The sequence below is a fragment of the Sphingomonas sp. genome, assembly GCF_041661825.1.
In the GTDB taxonomy this organism is placed as follows: Bacteria; Pseudomonadota; Alphaproteobacteria; order Sphingomonadales; family Sphingomonadaceae; genus Sphingomonas.
Window position 1 is genome coordinate 984,108 of sequence record NZ_JBAZTU010000001.1, and the last position, 19,513, is coordinate 1,003,620.

The window sequence follows — 19,513 nt, forward strand, 5'->3', positions numbered from 1 at the left end:
GCCGCGCCTGGATGCTGAAACAAGTTCAGCATGACGGCCTCTACTGGTCAGCTCTCGCCAAAGGCCCGCTTGATCAAATCCTCGGTCGAGACGTCGAACTTCTGCCCGCCCTCGCCAGCCGCCTTGGCCATTTCCTTGCCGAGCTCCACCCCGAACTGGTCGAACGGGTTGATGCCGAGCAGCGTGGCATTCACGAACGTGCGCTGCTCGTAAAAGGCGATCAGCGCGCCGAGCGTACGGGCGTCGAGCACGTCCAGCAGGATCGTCGAACTCGGCCGGTCGCCCGAATAGCTGCGCGCCGGATCCTTGTCGTTGGCGCGGCCCGCCATCAACGCCGCGCCCTGGGCAAAGGCATTGAGCAACAGCTGGCGGTGATGGTCGTCGGCGAGACTGTCGCCCGGCTCGATCACCGCGACGAACTCGACGGGAACGAGATGCGTGCCCTGGTGGAGCAGCTGGAACACGGCGTGCTGCGCGTCGGTGCCGACCCCGCCCCAGGTGATCGCAGCGCTCGGCCGGCCGAGCGGCTTGCCCTCGACCGTCACGCCCTTGCCGTTCGATTCCATCTCGAGCTGCTGCAGATAGGAGGGCAGCAGCCGCAGCCGTTCGTCATACGCGAAGGTCGCGCGGGTCTCGGCGTGGCGGACCTGCGTGTAGTAGAGATCGGCAAAGGCCGCGAGCGCCGGGGCATTCTCGCTGAGCGACGCCAGACGGAAATGGCGGTCCATCTCGGCGGCGCCGTCGAGCAGCTCCTCGAAACAGTCCCAGCCCAGCGCAAGCGCAGCGGGGAAGCCGATCGAGGACCAGAGCGAATAGCGCCCGCCGACCGATTCCATGAAAGGCAGCACGCGCGTCTCGTCCACGCCCCATTCGACGGCCTTGTCGGGGGAGGCGGTCAGCGCGACGACGCGGCCATAAGGATCCTCGACCCCGCCTTCCTCCATCCATTCGAGCACGCTCTCCGCGTTGAGCATGGTCTCGGTCGTGGTGAAGGTCTTCGAGGCAACGACGAGCAGGGTCGCGGCGGGATCAAAGCGGCCGAACGCTTCCTCGAGCGCGACCCCGTCGACGTTGGAGACGATCGCGGTGTCATAGCGCCCGGATTCGCGGCCAAGCGCATCGACCAGCAGGTCGGGCCCGAGCGCCGAGCCGCCGATGCCGACATGCAGGACATGACGAATCGGCCCGAGCGCCTCAGCCTCGATCGCGTCGATCAGCGCGCGCATGCGGGCGTGGAGCGCCTGGGCGAGGCCGACATCCTCCTCCTTGCCCTCGCCGCGCTCGGCGGTGTGCGTGGCGGCGCGTCCCTCGGTGACATTGACGATCTCGCCGGCGAACAGCGCCTCGCGCTTGGCGGCAAGGCCCTGCGCCTTGGCCAGTGCCTCGAACGCCCCGATCACCTCGGGGGTCAGATGCGTCTTGGACCAGTCGAAATGCAGGCCGGCGACATCGAGGCTGAGCTTCTTCAGCCGGTCCGGATCGTCGGCGAACAGGGCCTCCAGCCTGGGGGAGGGCAAGGCTTCGATCGAGGTCCAGTCGGCAGGCATGGAAACATCTCCGCTAATCGTCCGCGTGAGGTAAGCGCGCGCCGGCCAATATGCCACCTCGAACCGGCAAACCATCCGTCCCGCCGGCCTTCTCTCCTCATTTGTCCCGCTCCAAAGCACAGCGCACCACGGCTTGGCTTGACGCCCCGCCCCGGCCACCGCAAACCGCCGCGCATGGCCGATACCCAAGACATGCCCGCATCCGACCCCGCCGCCGCGCCCGACCCCGGCGCGACGATCGAGGCGACCAAGCCGCGTTCGGAGACGCGCGACACGATCTTCTTCCTGGTGAAGCTGGTCATCGCGGTGCTGATCTTCCGCAGCTTCATCTTCTCGCCGTTCAACATCCCGTCGCAGTCGATGCTGCCGCGGCTCTACATCGGCGACTATCTGTTCGTGTCGAAATGGAATTACGGCTATTCGCGCCACTCGCTGCCGCTCAGCCTGCCGCTGATCCCCGGCCGCATCTTCGGGCGCGATCCGGCGCGGGGCGACGTCGTCGTCTTTCGCGCGCCGACCGGCGACCATGACGTGATCAAGCGCGTGATCGGCCTGCCCGGCGACACGATCCAGATGCGCCATGGCCAGCTGATCCTGAACGGCACCGCCATTCCCAAGGAACGCGTGGCCGACTTCACCGTGCCGATCACCCCCAATTATCCGGCGGGCAGCGAATGCCCGTCCGAATTCCTCGACAACGACGCCAAGGACAAGCCGATCTGCCGCTACCAGCAGTTCCGCGAGACCCTGCCCAACGGCAAGTCCTATATGGTGCTCGATCGCGGCGAGAACGTCTCGGCCGATGAGACCCAGGTCTATTCGGTGCCGACGGGCACCGTGTTCGTGATGGGCGACAATCGCGACGACAGCGGCGACAGCCGCTTCGATCCGCCAGCGGGCATGGGCTATGTCCCGATGGACCGGATCGAGGGCAAGGCCGTGGTCTCCTTCTTCTCCACTGACGGCTCCGCCAACTGGTTCCTGCCCTGGACCTGGTTCACCGCGGCGCGCTGGTCGAGGATCGGGGAAGGCTTTTGAGCGGCGCGCTCTCGGACTGGATCAAGGAAAGTTTCGGCCACAAGCCCCGCGACCTGGCCGGGTTCGAACGCGCGCTGACTCATGGCAGCCAGGCGGCGGCGAATTACGAGCGGCTGGAATTCCTCGGCGACCGGGTGCTCGGCCTCGTCATGGCCGAATGGCTGTTCGAGACCTTTCCGGGCGAGCCCGAAGGCGCACTGTCGAAGCGGCTGAACGCACTGGTGACGGGCGCGGTCTGCGCCGATGTGGCGCGCGGCATCGGCGTGAGCACGCAGCTCAAGCTCGGCAAGCAGGCCCGCGACGACGGTGCGGCGGACAGCGACAATGTGCTCGGCGACGTGATGGAAGCGCTGATCGGCGCGCTGTATCTCGATGCCGGGCTCGAGGCGGCACGCAAGGCGATCCGCAAGGCCTGGGGCGACCGAGTGAAGACACAGGGCGCCGCGGCGCCGCAGCACCCCAAGTCGGCGCTGCAGGAATGGGCGGCCGCGAACAACCGCCGCACGCCGGCCTATGACGTGGTCGAGCGGTCCGGGCCGCACCACGCGCCGCGCTTCACGGTAAAGGCCTCGATCGGCGCGCTGGCCGAGGCGACCGCGACGGGCAGCTCCAAGCAGGAAGCGGAGACCGCAGCGGCCGCGGCCCTGCTGGAGAAGCTCGGGGGCTAGCGGTGCCGGGCCAGTATGCCCGCAAGTAAAGCGGCCGGAGCGATACTTGGCGGCACGAAGTAAAGCATGGATCTTGAGAGGCCACGTCGACCCCGATTTTTTCTCCCCGCCTCTCGAGGAACGAAGAAAGTTCTGTCTATTCGTGCCGGCCGCGCACTTTTCCAACCGCGGTTCGTGATCCGAAGGGCGAACGGGTAGCCTAGGAAAATCGACGAATATTTCCCGATTTATGAGAATCGCCTTACCGATATTGACGCTCTTCATCATCTGTATGTCGACCCACGCCCGTGACTTGCCCCTTCCCGATCGACCGTATCAGCACGGCGGGAAGAGCATGGCGCAGGATAGCCGAGGCATGCCCTCCAATTGAATCGAGCGGGCCGCTCGGCCTTAACGTTTTGCTCACCGGCGCAGCGTATCCCACGGGTAAGGCGGGGAAATCATGGCTTCCAGGGCAACCCAATATCGCACCGTGCAAGCGGCGTCGCTCGATCGGCGCGCCGAGCCCCGCCATCCGGTGCAGATCACCCGCGCGACCGCGCGGGCGCACCGCAAAACACCGTCGGATGCCACGCTGTGCGACGTATCGACCTATGGCTGCCGGATCCTGTCGCCGGTAGAGCACCCGCCCGGCGAACGGCTGTGGCTGAGGCTGAACGGCGGCATGCCGCTGGCCGCGACCGTGATCTGGTGCTCGGAAGGGCGGATCGGCTGCCGTTTCGACGAAGTCCTGCCGCGCGAAACGATGCGGCAGTTCACCCTTTCCTGAAGCCGCACTACCCCAGCCCCGCGAGGCATGGCCGGCCCTTGCCCTCCTGCTTCGCGCGGTAGAGCATCGCGTCGGCCGCCTGGATCGACCGCTGCGGATCGCGCGGCACGATGCGGGCGCCGCCGACGCTGGCACCGATCTGCACCCTGGCCGGCGCGCCCACCAGGTCGATCGGCAGCCCGGCGGCAATGACCAGCCGTTCGGCGACCGACCTGATCTGCGCCTCGGTCACATCGACGAGGATGATGATGAACTCGTCCCCGCCGATCCGCCCGATGATATCGTTGGAGCGCACCACCGTGCGGAAGCGCACCGCCATTTCGCACAACAGATGGTCGCCCGCGCCGTGACCGTAATTGTCATTGACTGCCTTGAACCCGTCCAGATCGATATAGAGCAGATAACTCGATCGGAAGTCCTGCGGGACGGGCATCGCGCAGCGCGCGGCGAGGGTCTCCATGATCCGGGCGCGGTTCGCGAGGCCGGTCAGGGAATCGCTGAACGCAAGCTCGCGATTGGTCCGGTGCGATCGGGCCAGCTCGGCGAGCAGCCGGTGGCTGCGCCCGATCATGCCGAAGATGCCGACCAGCCATAGCGGGCCCTGCAATGCGACCAGCCGGATGCCGGGCACGCCCGAAAAGGCGATGGCGAGCATGAACGGCGTCAGGACGATCGCCACCTGCACCCGGGCGAACATCGGCGCGCCGGCATTGGCGAAGGCCATGCCGAAAGCAAGCCCGGTGACGACCAGCGCCGATAGCGTCAGCAATATGGTGTTGCCGGTCAGCGCGCAGGCGGATCCGGTGATGCCGACGATCACGGCCCAGGCGAGGCCGGTGGCGATCACGCCGCGCTCGGCATGGGAACGCTCGATCGCGCCGGTCGCCCGGCCCGCCTGTGCCAGCACGGAAAGCCGCGCCGCCAGCCCGACGCCCGCGACCAGCAACAGGGCAAGGCCAATCGTCGCATCGGCCAGCCAGGCATAGAGAAGGATCGTCAGCACGACGCAGATCGCGCCGAAGGTCATCATGCCGATCGTGCCAAGGATGGTGCCGACCAGCTCCGGCCGCAGATCGCGGTCCACCGGCGCATCCGGGCGCGTCAGAAGATCGAATCCGCTCTCGATGGCCATCATCGCCTTGCCCGACGGAAGGATCCATATCCCATCCCGCGTCGTCGCCACGCTCTGCCCCGTTTCATTGTGATCGAGGCCGATACTGCGCCCAATTCGTTAACAACGGGCAAGAATCGCTTAAGGGATACGCCTTAGGTGCGCCGCCATTGCATCCGGAATGAAGGCATCGCCTCGGCCGCCAGGACACACAGCGCACCCCCGGCATAGGCAACGAAATCCATCGGGTCGAAGCCGGTACCGAGCAGCACCGCCGCGAGCCGGTTGGCGCGCAGCCCGAGCAGATCGAGCACGCCGACAAGCTGGCCGAACTCGATGGCGAAGGCCGTTGCCAGGGCAGCGGCGACCGCCGCCCCCACCCCCAGCGGCGTCACGGCCCGCAGCGCGCAATAGACCAGCATCACTGCCAGACCGTCGCCGATGAACGGCCGCACGACCGCGTCATGCACGAACAGGGCGATGGCGATCTCGACCATGAGCAATGCGACGCCGGCGGCGGCATAGGGCGGTCGGATCGTCATGGGCGCCTGCCTACACAGCGCGCATCGAGAAAATATGGAGGCACCGGTTGGATCGCGTGCAGAATTCCCCGGGCGTCAGAGCCCCTTGCGACCGAATCCGCCCACCCGGCGCAGCGGCGACGCGACGGGCGGCGCGGCGGCCGGGAGTGGCGCGGGCGGCGCCGGCTGGCCGGCGCGCTCGGCCGCAACGTCGGACAGCAGCCGGCGCATCGCCTCCGAACCGGTGCTTGCGATCACGGACTGCAAGGCACCGTCGATCATCTGCGCGGCCATGCGGCCGGCATCGACCGGTGCTGTCGACCGGGGCGGATCGGCCTGTGGCTGCACCGCTCCCCGATCGCCGAATTCCAGGAACATTGCCCGTACCGGCTTGTCGCGCCGGGCACGGCTGGGGCCGAAGAAGCAGCGGATCGACTGGTCGCCCCTGGTCCGGCCCGCCGTGTCGCCATGCCCGATCGTCGGGCCGGCATCGAGCAGATAGATGATGATGTCGCTCGCCTGGCTCCGCACTTCCTCGCAGGTGAGCGGCGCGTTCCAGGTCTCGATCTCATGGCCCAGGAACGGGGTGAGGCCGCTGGTCGACATGCTGACATCGCCGTCAGCCATCGAATGCCATTGGGACCAGCTCCACAGCGCCACCGGGAGCTGGTCGCGGCCGAGCATCTTGAGGAAATCGCCCACCATCGCCGGCTCGTAGATCGTGCCGATATCCATATTATAGACGGCGACCGTGCCGGGCAGGCGCGCGAGCATGCCCGTCACCAGCGTGATGACCTTGGCCGTCTGGCGGATCGTCACCCAGTCCGCCGCGCTGGTATCGAGCGCGCAACCGACCGTCGCGTGGCGGCGATGCGCGGCGATAGCGGCCTTGTCGCCCTTGAACCAGAAGCTGCGATTATAGCTGTCCTCATAGACGAAGGGCGGGACCGGCTCGTCTTTCGTATCGACCATCACCCGCACGCCGCGCCCGACCAGAACGTCCGCGCCCGGCATGGTGCGGTGGCGCCAGTCGCCATCGGGATCCAGCTCGCGGGCGAAGCGCTCAATCGTCGGCCAGTCCGGCTGGAGGTTGCGCTCGAGCATCAGCACCATCGGCGCGAGCATGCGCTGGTTGACGTCGCGTGGCGGATCCCGGCCGATCGTCGGCGCCTGAAGGGCGGCGGCCGGAGCTGCCGCGCCGGAGAAATGTCCCTCCGGAACGCCCAACCCGTCCGCGACCGAAATGGATTCGCCGGCGAGGATCACCTTGAACACGCGCAGCAGATCATGCGGGCCGAGCCAGTTGCCGCCCGGGCGGAGCTGGCACATCGCCTCATGCTCGTCGAGGATCATCACCGTCATGCAGATGATCAGCGTGACCCGGTCGGCGATGGTCGAGATATCAGTGGTCGGGTTGCCGACCTGCAGGTGCCAGACATGTTGCGGCGCCGGGCCGGGGAGCTTCGCCTCAACGCTGCGCAACTCGGTGAAGATCGCGGTCTCGGGCGAGCGGCCGACGATCAGCATATGATCGAGGAAGCGGCCCATCTCCTTCGCGCCGCCCATGTCGTGCTCGCCGCATTGCCATTTGAACGTGGGGAAATGCTTCTGCAGCAGGTCGCGCAACGGCGCGGTGGGGAAGGAAACGGGTCTGCTGAAGGTGATGACTGCCATGCCTGGCCTCCCGCTGCGCAGGCCAAGCTTAAGCGGCGCGCGCTTAAGATGCGGTTACGCCGGGTTTCGACAAACCGGGGGCAAAAGTGTAGGGGCTCCCCATTCGCCCCGGCCGGTGCCGGGACGTTGATCACCTGAGGTATGTCATGACTGAACCCCATTGCGGCCTTGTCGCCGTGCTCGGCGCGCCCAACGCCGGCAAATCCACCCTCGTCAACGCGCTGGTCGGCCAGAAGGTCGCGATCGTCAGCCCCAAGGCGCAGACCACGCGTGCGCGGCTGATGGGCGTCGCGATCGAGGGCGAGACCCAGCTGCTGCTGGTCGATACGCCCGGCATCTTCGAGCCCAAGCGGCGGCTCGACCGGGCGATGGTCTCGGCCGCCTGGGGCGGGACCGAAGGCGCCGATGTGATCGCTTTGGTGGTCGATGCCAAGGGCGGGCTTGGCCCCAAGGTCATCCCGATCGCTGAATCGATCGCGTCACGCTCGGAACCCAAATATCTTATCCTCAACAAGGTCGATCTGGCCGACAAGGCCAAGCTGCTGCTCCATGCCGAGAAGCTCAACGGCATCGTCGATTTCGCCGAGACCTTCTTCATCAGTGCCACGACCGGGGACGGATTGGCCGAGCTGAAATCGACCTTTGCGAAAGCGATGCCAGAAGGGCCGTGGCATTTCCCCGAGGATCAGGTGTCCGACGCGACCGAGCGCAGCCTCGCCTCCGAGGTGACGCGCGAGCAGCTCTATCTGCAGCTCCATGCGGAGCTCCCTTATGCCAGCGCGATCGAGACCGAGCAGTACAAGGAACGCGAGGACGGCTCTGTCGAAATCCACCAGCAGATCCTGGTCGAGCGCCCGACCCAGCGCGCGATCGTACTGGGCAAGGGCGGCGCGCGCATCAAGGAGATCGGCGCGCGGGCACGGGCCGAACTGAGCAGCATCATGGGCAAGCCCGTGCATCTGTATCTGCACGTGAAGGTGAAACCGGGCTGGGACGATCAGCGGGATATCTACCGCGAGATGGGGCTCGACTGGGTGGAGTGAGCAGGTGGACGCGATCTGTTACGGATCGCTTCCAACCAAGCCTAACCCAATTTATTATTCACAATATTACAGCATGATCAGATCAAATTGGCCGTGCACTTCGACGGTGCAGTTTGGCAATGGTGCCTTGCATTCAACACTGTTAGAATTACCCTGAAACGGTGAGGGGGGGGCTCTTTGTGGTTGATAGCGCATCTACTCTTATTTCTTCGGTAATAGCGGCGCTCGCATTACTTATACTCTGGATTCAACACCGGAAGACCGAGCTCAGAAAAGACGATGTCTTAAGATGGGCCAGCAATGCCATAGAAAGCTTGCAAAAATTGTATGTGGCGACTACAATCAAAGATGAAATTATCCCGGACGCGATTATCTCGGAAATTATTATCAAATCCATGTTTGAGACATCCGTTCTCATAGAACAGGGCAGATTGTTTTTCAGAAATCAGATTATTGATAATTTCGGAGCAGAAAAGCCACGGGCATATCAGGGATACAGGCCCCAGATACTGGATCATCTCGTGGCGGCGCATCAGATCGCATGTACTTGGAAGACTGCCAATTCAGCTGATCAAGACTGTATGAGAGTGATTCTTGAACAACGAATCAGGCTATTTGTCTCATCAATGCAGCAAGAAGTCGGCCGCCAACGCACTGCATCCGCCGACACTGCACGAGGCGGCAAGGGCATTCACCTTCCTGACCTGATTTCCGAGGCAAGGGCCAAATCCGCAGCCAAAACAAAACGCGAATGGATTTAGCGATCCAGCAACTCCGAAACCCAAAAAGGAACCAGGTCGCTCGCACGCCCAAGGCGATTTTCGTCGAACAAATAACTTCCCGCCGACGCCTCAAGATTTAACTCCAGCGTCTTCGCACGATAGTGACGCGCCGTCTGGACGAAGCCGGCCGCAGGATAGACCGCGCCCGAGGTGCCGATCGAGACGAACAGATCGGCGTTCGAGAGGGCCCGCTCGATCCGGTCCATCTCGTACGGCATCTCGCCGAAGAACACGATGTCGGGCCGCATCTCCAGCGCCCCGCAGGCATCGCATCTTGTGCCGGGCGGCATGTCCTCACCCCACGGCACCCGGGCCTCGCAGGCAGCACAGAGCGCCGAGTTCAACTCACCGTGCATATGGAGCAGCCGCTTCGCCCCTGCCCGTTCGTGCAGATCGTCGACATTCTGCGTGACGATCAGCAACTGGCCCGGCCATACGGCATCCAGCCGCGCCAGCGCCCGGTGCGCGGCATTGGGCTCGACCGTCGCGAGCGCCGCGCGGCGGGCATCGTAGAAACGGTGGACGAGATCGGGATCCTGCGCGAGCGCCTGAGGCGTGCAGACATCCTCGACGCGGTGCCCCTCCCACAGGCCGCCCGGCCCACGAAAGGTCGCCAACCCGCTCTCGGCGGAGATGCCGGCGCCGGTCAGAATCACCAGGTTTCGGATATCGGTCATGCCCTCCATTAAACCGGCCATCGGGCAGAGGCCATATCCACCCTATGACTCGATCGGCACGACATAGCTCTGGACCCCGGCCACCCCGGCTTCGGCGTAAATGCCCATCAGGACATTGTCGTAGATGCTGTTGCCCGTGGTGATGGTCGACCCGGTAAAGGAATAGGGCACCCAGGTTGCGTCGCTGAACGATCCGTCGGGATTGACCTCGATCGAGGCGAACAGCGCCAGCGAGCCGGTCGAGCCGCCCGCCAGGTTGAAGCCCTTGGGCGTCGCCACGATCCCTTCGAAATGGGTGACGAGCTGCGGCTGGTTCAGATAGCTGTAGAGCTTCAGATGGCTGAAGGCGCGCGTCCCGGAATCATAAGCGACCACAAAACCCTTGTTGATGCCGTGCCCGTCCCGCGTGCCGCCGACGATGGTGTAGTGCGAGCTGCCGATGCCGTTCTGCCAGATGCCGTACGCCGTGGTCAGCGAGCAGCCCGGAAAGTCGAATAGCCGCCAGCTTTGCTTCGCGATATCGTAGATGAAGGCGTTGCCCGAGAGGGGGACGCCGAGCAGGTCGTAATTGCCGACAACGAGATCGCCCATCGTGCTGTGCGCGATGGTGTTCCACACCGTCTGCCCGCCGACGTCGCTGCTCGGCACGTCGAGCGGTGACCATCCCCCGCCGCCCTGGGGTGGCCCCTGATAGACCATGCCGCAATTGAGCACGCCGCTGCCGTCATATTGATAGCTGCCGACCACGCGGACATTGCCCTCGCCCAGGCCCGGATTGAACACATAGGTGTCGGGTCCGTAGAAGGTTGCGCTGATCACGTCCTGTCCCGGGATTTCGGGTGTGAGGAGACAGATGCCCGAACTGTCGGTCGGATAGAGCGGACCGAGATAGAGCAAGGCGCTGGTCACGCCGTCGCTGACGCTCGAACCGGTCAGCACCACATCGGAACCGGCCCAGCCGCGCACGCCGGTGACGAGCTGGTTGGGACCCAGGATGGTAGAACCATTGGCCATTGCATCTCTCCCGTCAGGCCAGCGCGCGACGGCACCATGCCCCCACGACCATCGGTTTTCCGCCGACGGGGTCGGGGAAGGTCGATCGGGTATCGCTGGCAACTTCTGACATATATAATGCCAATAGATTCCCCCGCAAAGCGCAACAACATCCGGAAGTCGCTATGGTCGGCGGCATGACGCCATTCGCGTCGGCGAGCCCCGCCAGCGCGCCTCATGTCCGACATGATACATTCATTCTGGGGGCATCTGCCCGATCCGGGCATATCTTGACTTTAATAACTCATAGTATTAGTCGAAGATGATAGCGCTACCATAATGGCGCTGTTGAGAAGCCATCCGAGTGAATCGGAGGCGCGAACCAGGAGGGGCACATGATTTCCAAAGCACATTCGAAAACCGTCCGCGCCGCATTGCTGGCCGCAGGATCGCTGTCGGCACTGGTGATTGCGGTACCAGCTATCGCACAGTCCACGCCGCCGGCACCGCAGGCCCCGTCTCCAAGCCAGGAAGACGACACCAGCGCCGACATCGTCGTCCAGGGCTACCGCGCCAGCCTCGAGAGCGCGACCCAGGCGAAGAAGAACGCGACCGGCTTTTCCGATTCGATCTTCGCCGAGGATATCGGCAAATTCCCCGACACCAATATCGCCGAGTCGCTGAACCGCGTGCCCGGCGTGACGATCAGCCGCGACATCACCGGCGAGGGCCTGCAGGTCACGATCCGCGGCCTTGGCACCAACTTCACCCGCGTGCTGCTGAACAACGCGCCGATCGCCGTCGCCTCGACCGGCCGCGACGGGGCGCAAAGCACCAACCGCGAAGTCGATCTGGACGTGTTCCCGACCGAGTTGTTCACCAGCCTGACCGTCAACAAGAGTTCCGTGCCCGACATGTTGGAAGGCGGCGCCGCGGGTACCGTCAATCTGCGCAGCGCCCGGCCGTTCGATCGCGAGGGCACCCGCGTCACCTATTCGGCGCAGACGACGAACATCAGCAATACCGGCAAATGGGGCTATCGCGGATCCGTGCTGGCCAGCACGACGATGGGCGATTTCGGTATCCTGGTCGGCTTTGCCGGGGTGCGGAACCAGGTCAACGTCAACGGCTATGAGACGGTCGGCCTGACCAACCCCGGCCTGTCCACGCCGCAGAGCATCGCCGGTGCCGGCAACACGCCCACCCTGGCGCAGATCGCGGCGGCGCAGTGCCGCACCGCGCCCTGCAACGGCACGGGCGGCGGCAACTTCAGCATTCCCGGCACGGTGCCCTCGAACGCCGGCATTCCGGGCGTGACCGCCGGCACCGTGATCAACCAGGATTTCCTGCTGGCGCAGAACCCTGGCGCCAATATCGGCCAGATCGACAATGGCCTGCTGCCGCGCCTCGGCCGGCCCGTGACCGAGTTCGGCACCAAGGACCGGATCAGCTTCATCGGCAGCCTGGAGTATAAGGGCGATCGCCTGCATGCCTATGTCGACGGCATGTATTCGAAGAAGAACAACGATCTGCGCCGCATCGACATGAACTGGGTGGGGCGCAACGGCGCGGTCATCCCGGTCAACACGCAATATGACCGCAGCGATTGCTCGGCCGGCTGCGTGGTGACCAAGGGCACCTATTACAACGCGCAATTCTTCCTCGAATATCGCCCGTTCATCGAGGACACGAGCTATTGGGGGATCAATCCCGGCATCGAATGGGAAGCGACCGACACGCTGAAACTCACCCTCAACGGCAATTACACCAAGAGCAAGTTCCACCGCGAAGTGCCGACCGTGCTGGTGAGCACGCTGGCCAATTCGGGCGTCACGGTCGAATTCGACAACACCGCGGGCGGCATCCCCAGCATCAAGTCGAACATCAACCTCAACGATCCGACCAAGTTCGGCTGGCCCGGCGGTCGCGTGAACATCCAGGACGAATATCGCGACACCGACACCAAGGGCGTCCGCGGCGACCTGACCTGGGGCGATACGCATCTGAACCTGAAGATCGGCGGCGCCTATGACGACGTCTCGCGGTCGATCAGGGCGACCGACAACACCCAGGCATTCCAGAATGCGGTGTGCGGCGACCGCCCGAGCGTGTTCGTGCCCGGGCCGAACACCCAGCCGCCCTGCGAAGGCCTGAACACCGGCACGCCCGGCGCGGGATATCCGACCTATCCGGCACTGGGTACCGGCTTCTCGACCGGCCTCGGCCCGTTGACCTATGGCGGCTCGCTGATCCCGAACAGCGCGCTTCCCGGCTATCTGCAGCCCGGCTCGTTCGGCTTCATCACGGTCGACTGGGAGAAGTTCAAAAAGGCGTCCAACTATGACGCGTTCCACGATGCGTCGCCGCCGGCGACGGGCTCGAACACCGGCGCCTCGGGCGGCTATGTCCGTGAAAAGACGCTTGGCCTTTATGGCGAAGTGAATGGCGACCTGCCGATCGCCGACAACCGGCTGACCTTCAATGCCGGCCTGCGCTGGGTGAAGACCGACCAGCAGATCGGCGGCTATGTCTCGATCTCCGATCCGCGCAACGCACAGGACCCGGACGGCCTCGGACCGCTGCCCGCCGGCTGCCCGGGTACGGGCGGTGTCCGCGACGGCAGCTGCTACCCCAATATCCTGAACTTCGTGTACACGAACGCCAAATACGACAATTGGCTGCCGTCCTTCACGACCGCGTTCCATATCGACAACAAGGCCGTGCTGCGCATGGCGGTGTCGCGCACCCTGACCCGGCCCAACCCGTCGTCGATGCTGCCTGGCCTCAACTTCTCGAGCCCGTCGGCCGATGTCGGCAGCGTCGGCAACCCGTCGCTGGCGCCGTTCATCTCGACCAATATCGATTTCGGCGCTGAATATTATACCGGGCAGGAAGGCTATATCGGCATCGCTGCCTTCCAGAAGGATGTGACCGGCTTCACCGTGAACGGCAACGTCACGGTGCCGTTCAGCGCGCTCGGCGCTTACGGCGTCACCTTCGAAACGCTGTCGCCGACTCAGCAGCTGGCGATCAACGCGCGTGGGGGCCCCACGTCAGCCACGGTGGTGCTGACTCAGCAGGTCAACGCCAGCGGCGTGCTGACGGTCAAGGGCCTGGAGGGGAACTGGGTGCAGCCGCTCGACTTCCTGCTTGGCCGCTATCTCGGGCTCAACGGCTTCGGCTTCAGCGCCAATGTGACCTTGATCGACCAGAAGGGATCGGGCGCCGCACCGGCGATCGCAACCGGCATTGCCCCCACGACCTACAACATCACGGCCTATTATGAGCGCGGCGGCATCTCGGCGCGCCTGTCGACGACCTTCACCGATGGCTTTGTCGCCTCCGGTACGAACCAGAACGGCATTCCCGCCGCTGCGCTGTACAGCGACAAATATCAGCAATGGGATTTCGGCAGTTCGCTCGATCTCGGGGATATCTTCGGCAACAAACGCCTCCCGGAGCTGACTTTCGACGTGCAGAACATCTTCAAGGCACGGCAGCGCAGCTATTTCCAGTTCGCCAATGCGACCTATTCGGATTTCAATCCGGGCCGTCAGGTCATGGTGGGCCTGCGCGGACGCTTCTGATCTCCCCGCACGAATGTTGCGGTTCCTGGGGGCTGGCCGGATACCGGCCGGCCCCTTTTTTTGCGGGTGCGTGCGAGGCAAGGTTGACCCCGTTGCTTCGCCGGTTCGCTTCACGAACATTGAAAATGTGTCATGTTGGCGTTTGACACGTATCCGTAACGTCATGGCAGCAAAAGAGTCACACAGCCTCCATAGGCCAGCCCTCGCGCCGATCGGCGGCGTCAGGGAAAACCAGATCAATGTCGACCTCCACCAAGCCGCAGCGGTTGCTGCTCGGCGTGAGCATGCTTGCGCTCTCGATCCTGTCCCCCGCCGCTTATGCGGAAACCCCGCCAGCGGCGACGCCCGCGGACGAGACGCCGGCCGACCAGAAGCCGAAGACCGACCTGGCCGAAGGCTCCGACATCGTCGTGACCGCGACCCGCGCGAACGAGATCGCGCCGGTCACCGCCTCGCTGCAGACCACGCAACCGCAATCGGTGATCTCTCGCTCGTTCATCGAGGATTCGCTGCCCGCGACCTCCGACTTCAATCAGATCGCGCTGATCTCCCCCAGCGTCTCCGGCTATGGCAACTCAAACGGCCCGGGCCTGTCCGAATCCAAGGCGCAGATCCGCGGCTTCCAGGACGGCGAATATAACGTCACCTATGATGGCGTTCCGTTCGGCGACACCAATGACCCGACCCACCATTCGAACACCTTCTTCCCGTCGAACACGATCGAGACGCTGATCGTCGATCGCGGCCCGGGCAATGCGAGCCAGCTCGGCCAGGCGACCTTTGGCGGCAACATCAACCTGTTCTCCCGCGCCACGCGCGAGGATGCCGGGATCGAGCTGAAGGGCACCTATGGCAGCTACAACACCTGGATGCTGCGCGGCGTCGCGCAGAGCGGCGCGATCGAGAAGCTCGGCGGCACCGAGATCGTCCTGAGCGGCCAGCATATCGGATCGGACGGCGCGCGCACCTTCAGCCCGTTCCGCTCGAACAATGTGTTCGGCAAGGTGATGATCCCGATCGGCCCGGACGCGAAGCTGACTATCCTGGGCACCTATAACGAAAACACCTTCAACCAGCCCGACAAGGACGGCGCGACGCTGTCGCAGGTCGCGCAGTTCGGCAAATATTTCAGCCTGAACAACGACCCGACCTCGCAGAGCTATTACGGGTACAACCACACCCACAAGACCACCGATTTCGAGGTGGTGAAGTTCGAGGCGAATATCGCGCCCAATTCGGTGTTCGAGAACCGCGCCTATACCTATAGCTACGACAACGAGACGCTGAGCGGCAGCGACGTGACGCTGTACGCGACGGCGACGCCCGCTGCGATCGCGACCGCCAATCTGGTGACGCTCACCCCGGGCGGCGCCAAGACCACCGGGGTGCCCGGCTATACCAAGACCAACAAATACCGGATGTACGGCGACATCGCGAAGACGCGGATCGATTTCGGCTTCGGCGCGATCACCGCCGGCGCGTGGATCGAATGGTCGAACACCTATCGCCAGCAGCGCGACGTCAACCTCGTCACCGGCGCGCCCAATTATGCGGAGAAAGCGGTCAAGGATCCGGTGACCAACATCGCGACGCCGGCCAACATCAAGTTCGACCAGAACAGCAACACCAACCACACCGAGGAATTCGTCGAGCTGGAGCTGCGGCCGATCCCGGGGCTGAAGATCACGCCCGGCTTCAAGCATGTCGATTTCAACCGGCGGATCGACGCGCAATACAACCAGACGACGCGCTTCCCGCAAAAGCTGAGCGATACCTATAGCGCCAACCTGCCCTTCGCCACGGTGAACTATGCGGTCGACGATCGCCTGGCGGTCTATGCGCAATATGCGCGCGGCTTCCTCGCCCCGTCGCTGTCGGTGCTCTACGTCGCCAGCCCCAACTTCTCGACCGTGGAGCCGGAGCGTTCGACCAACTACCAGGCCGGCGTCGTGTATCACGGCAGCAACCTCAGCATCGACGCCGATGTCTACAAGATCGATTTCAAGAACAAGTTCGCGACTGACCCGTCCGCGCCGGCGAGCGAAGGCACGGTGTTCATCAACCAGGGCGCCGTCCAGTACAAGGGCGTCGAAGGCCAGGTGACCTACGCGTTGCCGCACGGCATCGCGGTCTTCGCCAACGGGTCGCGCAACTATGCCAAGACCGACAATCCCGGCACCGCCAATCTTCAGGTCGCGAACGCGCCCGAATGGACCGCCGCCGGGGGCGTGTTGTTCAAGAGCGGGCCGATGCGCTTCTCGCTGATCGACAAATATATCGGGCGGCAATGGTTCGCCGACCCCACCACCAACAGCCTGGCGGTGTACAACAGCTACAAGAGCAACGGCTACAACACCGCGATCCTCTCCGCCCGCTACGATATCGGCCCGGTGCGGGTCGGGGTGGAAGTGAACAACCTGTTCGACGCCCGGCCGGTCACCAATATCGGCCCGAACAGCAAGACCGCGCTGGCCGATATCGGCCATGCGACCGCGACCAATTTCGACCAATATTATTACCAGACCGGCCGGTCCTTCACCGGCGACATCACGCTGACCTTCTGATGAAGGTCCTGCTCCTCGCCGCGGTGGCGCTGGCCGCCGCGGCCCCCGCTGCCGACAAGGCGCCTGCCCTGCTCGGCGATCTCGATCCGGTCCGCGTGCTGCCGCCGCCACCCGTCGCGGGCAGCCCGCAGGCGCTGGCCGAACTGGCGGAGCTTCACGCGATCGAGACGGCGCGGTCGCCGGCCGACGAAACCGACGCCCGCTCCGATGGCGACACCAGGAACGGGTCGATCTTCGCCGTTGCGCTGGGATCCGGCTTCGACCTGGCGAAACTGCCCGCGACCAGCGCCCTGCTCGGCATGGTCCGCGCGACCGAAAAGGCGGCGGTCGATCGCGGCAAGGACGAGTTCAAGCGGCCCCGGCCCTATATCGTCGACCCCGCACTGAAGAGCTGCAAGCGCAACGACGATCCGCTCTCCAGCTATCCGAGCGGGCACACCTCCATGGCCTTTTCGATGGGCGAAGTGCTGGCGCGGCTGGTGCCGGAAAAGGCCGGACCGATCCTTGCCCGCGCGGCACGCTATGGCCAGAGCCGGATCGTCTGCGGCCAGCATTTCCGCAGCGATGTGAGCGCCGGCCAGATGCTCGGCCTGCTGATCGCGGAGCGGCTGATGGCGGAACCGTCATTCCGGACCGCGTTCGAGGCGGCGCGCAAGGAGCTGGTCACGGCGGGGGTCGCCGCCGCCTAGGAAATTTCCCGCCCACCCTGTCCCAGTGCCGCCCATCTGTGGCAAGGACGCGGGACATCATCGGGCACGCGGGAAGAGGGTCATGACCACCATCGGAATCATCGGCAGCGCGGGACGCATGGGCCAGGCGCTGGCCCGTGTCGGGCCCGATCTCGGCGCGACGATCGCTGGCGGGATCGATGCCGGCGGCGACCCGGCGACGCTCGCGCACGGATGCGAGGTACTGGTCGATTTCTCGGCACCGTCGGCGCTCGAGGCGAATTTGGCGGCGGCGGTCGCGACCGGCACGCCGATCCTGATCGGCACTACCGGGCTCCAGCCCCAGCATCATGCGATGATCGACGAAGCGGCAAAGCAGGTCGCGGTGCTGCAGACCGGGACCGTCTCGCTCGGCGTCACCCTCATCGCGCGGCTGGTGCGCGAGGCGGCGGCGCGGCTGGGCCCCGACTGGGACATCGAGATCGTCGAGACGCACCACCGCCACAAGGTCGATGCGCCGTCCGGCACTGCGCTGCTGCTCGGCGAGGCAGCGGCCGCCGGCCGCGGCACGACACTGGCCGAGGCCAAGGTGACCGACCGCGCCGGCCTGGTCGGCGCGCGGGCCGAAGGGACGATCGGGTTCGCCTCCCTGCGCGGCGGATCAGTCGCCGGCGACCATCAGGTGATCTTCGCCGGCACCGGCGAGCGAGTCGAGATCGGCCACCGCGCCGAGGACCGCACGATCTTCGCCAAGGGTGCGATCACTGCAGCGCTCTGGCTCGCCGACAAGCCGGCCGGGCGCTATCAGATGGCGGAGGTGCTGGGTCTTTGAAGAAGGCGGACGTCGTCGAGTTCTTCGCGCGGCTCGCGGCTGACAATCCGCACCCCGAGACCGAGCTCGACTACACCAATCCCTATACCCTGCTCGTCGCGGTCGCGCTGTCGGCCCAGGCGACCGATGTCGGCGTGAACAAGGCCACCCGCCGCCTGTTCGCCGAGGTCGATACGCCCGAGAAGATGGTGGCGCTGGGCGAAGAGGAACTGAAGCAGCACATCAAGACGATCGGCCTGTTCAACACCAAGGCGAAGAACGTCATCGCCCTCTCCGAAAAACTGATCGCCGATTATGGCGGCGAGGTGCCGGCCGACCGCGACGCGCTGGAGACGCTGCCCGGCGTCGGCCGCAAGACCGCCAACGTCGTGATGAACACCGCGTTCGGCGCCGAGACCTTCGCGGTCGACACGCACATCTTCCGCGTCGGCAACCGCACTGGCCTTGCGCGCGGCAAGACCCCGCTGGCGGTCGAGCTCGGGCTGGAGAAGGTGGTGCCCCAGCCCTTCCGCCTCCATGCGCATCACTGGCTGATCCTGCACGGCCGCTATGTCTGCAAGGCGCGTACGCCCGAATGCTGGCGTTGCGTCGTACGGGACTTATGCGCCTATAAGCCGAAGACGCCGGCCCCGAAGCGCGGCGCGACCGAGGCCTGACCATGCGCATGATCCTGATCGCCCTTGCCATTGCCGCCATCGCCGCCCCGGGAGCCGCCAGGGATCGCGGGCAGGTTCCCGAGGCGACCCCGACCGGCAAGCCGGAGAATTGCGTCACCACCAGCCGCATCCGCACGACGCATGTGCGCAATGACTCGGTGATCGATTTCGAGATGAACGGCGGCCAGATCTATCGCAACACCCTGCCCTATGCCTGCCCCAGCCTCGGTTTCGACCAGGCCTTCGGCTACGAGACCCACACCGGCGAACTCTGCTCGATCGACACCATCACGGTGCTCCGGACGGGCGCCGGCACGCGTGGCCCGACCTGCGGCCTGGGCGAATTCCAGCCGGTCAAGCTCGCCAGGAAATAGGCCCTGCGC

The 19,513-nt window shown here is 64.9% G+C and carries 17 protein-coding genes; 11 read left to right on the top strand and 6 right to left on the bottom strand.

Annotated elements, in window-relative coordinates:
• Positions 1–47: 47 nt before the first annotated feature.
• A complete protein-coding gene (pgi, locus tag WC729_RS04475; RefSeq protein ID WP_372849947.1) occupies positions 48–1,547 on the bottom strand; it encodes a glucose-6-phosphate isomerase in 1,500 nt (499 codons plus the stop codon).
• A gap of 174 nt (positions 1,548–1,721) precedes the next feature.
• Here pgi and lepB point away from each other — a divergent pair, with 174 nt between their 5' ends.
• The 3 genes from lepB (at position 1,722) to WC729_RS04490 (ending at position 4,022) form a co-directional block, all read left to right on the top strand.
• A complete protein-coding gene (gene lepB / locus WC729_RS04480; RefSeq protein ID WP_372849949.1) occupies positions 1,722–2,585 on the top strand; it encodes a signal peptidase I in 864 nt (287 codons plus the stop codon).
• Positions 2,582–3,253 (top strand): ribonuclease III, encoded by a 672-nt coding sequence (rnc, locus tag WC729_RS04485; RefSeq protein WP_372849951.1) that lies wholly within the window; start codon positions 2,582–2,584, stop codon positions 3,251–3,253. Before lepB ends, rnc begins: the two co-directional genes overlap by 4 nt.
• Positions 3,254–3,695: 442 nt before the next feature.
• Positions 3,696–4,022, top strand: a complete 327-nt coding sequence (locus WC729_RS04490) for a PilZ domain-containing protein (RefSeq protein WP_372849953.1) — start codon at positions 3,696–3,698, stop codon at positions 4,020–4,022.
• A 7-nt stretch (positions 4,023–4,029) separates the two neighbouring features.
• On the opposite strand, the gene WC729_RS04495 is transcribed toward WC729_RS04490, so the two are convergent.
• The 3 genes from WC729_RS04495 to WC729_RS04505 all read right to left on the bottom strand — a co-directional run bounded on the left by WC729_RS04495 (position 4,030) and on the right by WC729_RS04505 (position 7,328).
• On the bottom strand, positions 4,030–5,205 hold the full coding sequence (locus WC729_RS04495; RefSeq protein WP_372849955.1) for a diguanylate cyclase domain-containing protein: 1,176 nt from the start codon (positions 5,203–5,205) through the stop codon (positions 4,030–4,032).
• A gap of 83 nt (positions 5,206–5,288) precedes the next feature.
• Entirely contained in the window at positions 5,289–5,675 is a 387-nt protein-coding gene (locus tag WC729_RS04500; protein WP_372849957.1) for a DUF2809 domain-containing protein, read from the bottom strand.
• A gap of 75 nt (positions 5,676–5,750) precedes the next feature.
• Entirely contained in the window at positions 5,751–7,328 is a 1,578-nt protein-coding gene (locus tag WC729_RS04505; protein WP_372849959.1) for a DUF4261 domain-containing protein, read from the bottom strand.
• 146 nt (positions 7,329–7,474) lie between these two features.
• On the opposite strand from WC729_RS04505, the gene era reads away from it, so the two are divergent.
• Positions 7,475–8,371, top strand: coding sequence for a GTPase Era (era, locus tag WC729_RS04510; protein ID WP_372849961.1), 897 nt, complete (start codon positions 7,475–7,477; stop codon positions 8,369–8,371).
• Positions 8,372–8,550: 179 nt separating this feature from the next.
• Positions 8,551–9,132 carry a hypothetical protein gene (locus WC729_RS04515; protein ID WP_372849963.1) on the top strand — a complete coding sequence of 194 codons (582 nt, stop codon included), beginning with the start codon at positions 8,551–8,553 and terminating at the stop codon, positions 9,130–9,132.
• Here the strand turns inward: WC729_RS04515 and WC729_RS04520 are convergent.
• On the bottom strand, positions 9,129–9,830 hold the full coding sequence (locus tag WC729_RS04520; RefSeq protein ID WP_372849965.1) for an NAD-dependent deacylase: 702 nt from the start codon (positions 9,828–9,830) through the stop codon (positions 9,129–9,131). The two genes, WC729_RS04515 and WC729_RS04520, sit on opposite strands and share 4 nt — an antisense overlap.
• 42 nt (positions 9,831–9,872) lie before the next feature.
• Complete coding sequence (locus WC729_RS04525; protein WP_372849968.1) at positions 9,873–10,844, bottom strand: hypothetical protein; 972 nt, start codon at positions 10,842–10,844, stop codon at positions 9,873–9,875.
• 374 nt (positions 10,845–11,218) lie between these two features.
• Here WC729_RS04525 and WC729_RS04530 point away from each other — a divergent pair, with 374 nt between their 5' ends.
• The 6 genes from WC729_RS04530 (at position 11,219) to WC729_RS04555 (ending at position 19,504) form a co-directional block, all read left to right on the top strand.
• Positions 11,219–14,410 carry a TonB-dependent receptor gene (locus tag WC729_RS04530; protein WP_372849970.1) on the top strand — a complete coding sequence of 1,064 codons (3,192 nt, stop codon included), beginning with the start codon at positions 11,219–11,221 and terminating at the stop codon, positions 14,408–14,410.
• Between the two features lie 239 nt (positions 14,411–14,649).
• Complete coding sequence (locus WC729_RS04535; protein ID WP_372849972.1) at positions 14,650–16,974, top strand: TonB-dependent receptor; 2,325 nt, start codon at positions 14,650–14,652, stop codon at positions 16,972–16,974.
• Entirely contained in the window at positions 16,974–17,663 is a 690-nt protein-coding gene (locus WC729_RS04540; protein WP_372849974.1) for a phosphatase PAP2 family protein, read from the top strand. The genes WC729_RS04535 and WC729_RS04540 overlap by 1 nt, the downstream gene beginning before the upstream one ends.
• Positions 17,664–17,745: 82 nt before the next feature.
• A complete protein-coding gene (dapB, locus tag WC729_RS04545) occupies positions 17,746–18,474 on the top strand; it encodes a 4-hydroxy-tetrahydrodipicolinate reductase (RefSeq protein WP_372849976.1) in 729 nt (242 codons plus the stop codon).
• Positions 18,471–19,130 (top strand): endonuclease III, encoded by a 660-nt coding sequence (nth, locus tag WC729_RS04550; protein ID WP_372849978.1) that lies wholly within the window; start codon positions 18,471–18,473, stop codon positions 19,128–19,130. Before dapB ends, nth begins: the two co-directional genes overlap by 4 nt.
• Before the next feature lie 2 nt (positions 19,131–19,132).
• Entirely contained in the window at positions 19,133–19,504 is a 372-nt protein-coding gene (locus tag WC729_RS04555) for a hypothetical protein (protein ID WP_372849980.1), read from the top strand.
• The last annotated feature ends 9 nt before the right edge of the window (positions 19,505–19,513 follow it).

What these genes read in the sequence shown, in the direction of transcription:
- pgi (WP_372849947.1), bottom strand. Translation starts at nt 1,547, where the DNA reads ATGCCTGCCGACTGGACCTCGATCGAAGCCTTGCCCTCCCCCAGGCTG.
- lepB (WP_372849949.1), top strand. Translation starts at nt 1,722, where the DNA reads ATGGCCGATACCCAAGACATGCCCGCATCCGACCCCGCCGCCGCGCCC.
- WC729_RS04490 (WP_372849953.1), top strand. Translation starts at nt 3,696, where the DNA reads ATGGCTTCCAGGGCAACCCAATATCGCACCGTGCAAGCGGCGTCGCTC.
- WC729_RS04500 (WP_372849957.1), bottom strand. Translation starts at nt 5,675, where the DNA reads ATGACGATCCGACCGCCCTATGCCGCCGCCGGCGTCGCATTGCTCATG.
- WC729_RS04505 (WP_372849959.1), bottom strand. Translation starts at nt 7,328, where the DNA reads ATGGCAGTCATCACCTTCAGCAGACCCGTTTCCTTCCCCACCGCGCCG.
- era (WP_372849961.1), top strand. Translation starts at nt 7,475, where the DNA reads ATGACTGAACCCCATTGCGGCCTTGTCGCCGTGCTCGGCGCGCCCAAC.
- WC729_RS04520 (WP_372849965.1), bottom strand. Translation starts at nt 9,830, where the DNA reads ATGACCGATATCCGAAACCTGGTGATTCTGACCGGCGCCGGCATCTCC.
- WC729_RS04525 (WP_372849968.1), bottom strand. Translation starts at nt 10,844, where the DNA reads ATGGCCAATGGTTCTACCATCCTGGGTCCCAACCAGCTCGTCACCGGC.
- WC729_RS04530 (WP_372849970.1), top strand. Translation starts at nt 11,219, where the DNA reads ATGATTTCCAAAGCACATTCGAAAACCGTCCGCGCCGCATTGCTGGCC.
- WC729_RS04535 (WP_372849972.1), top strand. Translation starts at nt 14,650, where the DNA reads ATGTCGACCTCCACCAAGCCGCAGCGGTTGCTGCTCGGCGTGAGCATG.
- WC729_RS04540 (WP_372849974.1), top strand. Translation starts at nt 16,974, where the DNA reads ATGAAGGTCCTGCTCCTCGCCGCGGTGGCGCTGGCCGCCGCGGCCCCC.
- dapB (WP_372849976.1), top strand. Translation starts at nt 17,746, where the DNA reads ATGACCACCATCGGAATCATCGGCAGCGCGGGACGCATGGGCCAGGCG.
- WC729_RS04555 (WP_372849980.1), top strand. Translation starts at nt 19,133, where the DNA reads ATGCGCATGATCCTGATCGCCCTTGCCATTGCCGCCATCGCCGCCCCG.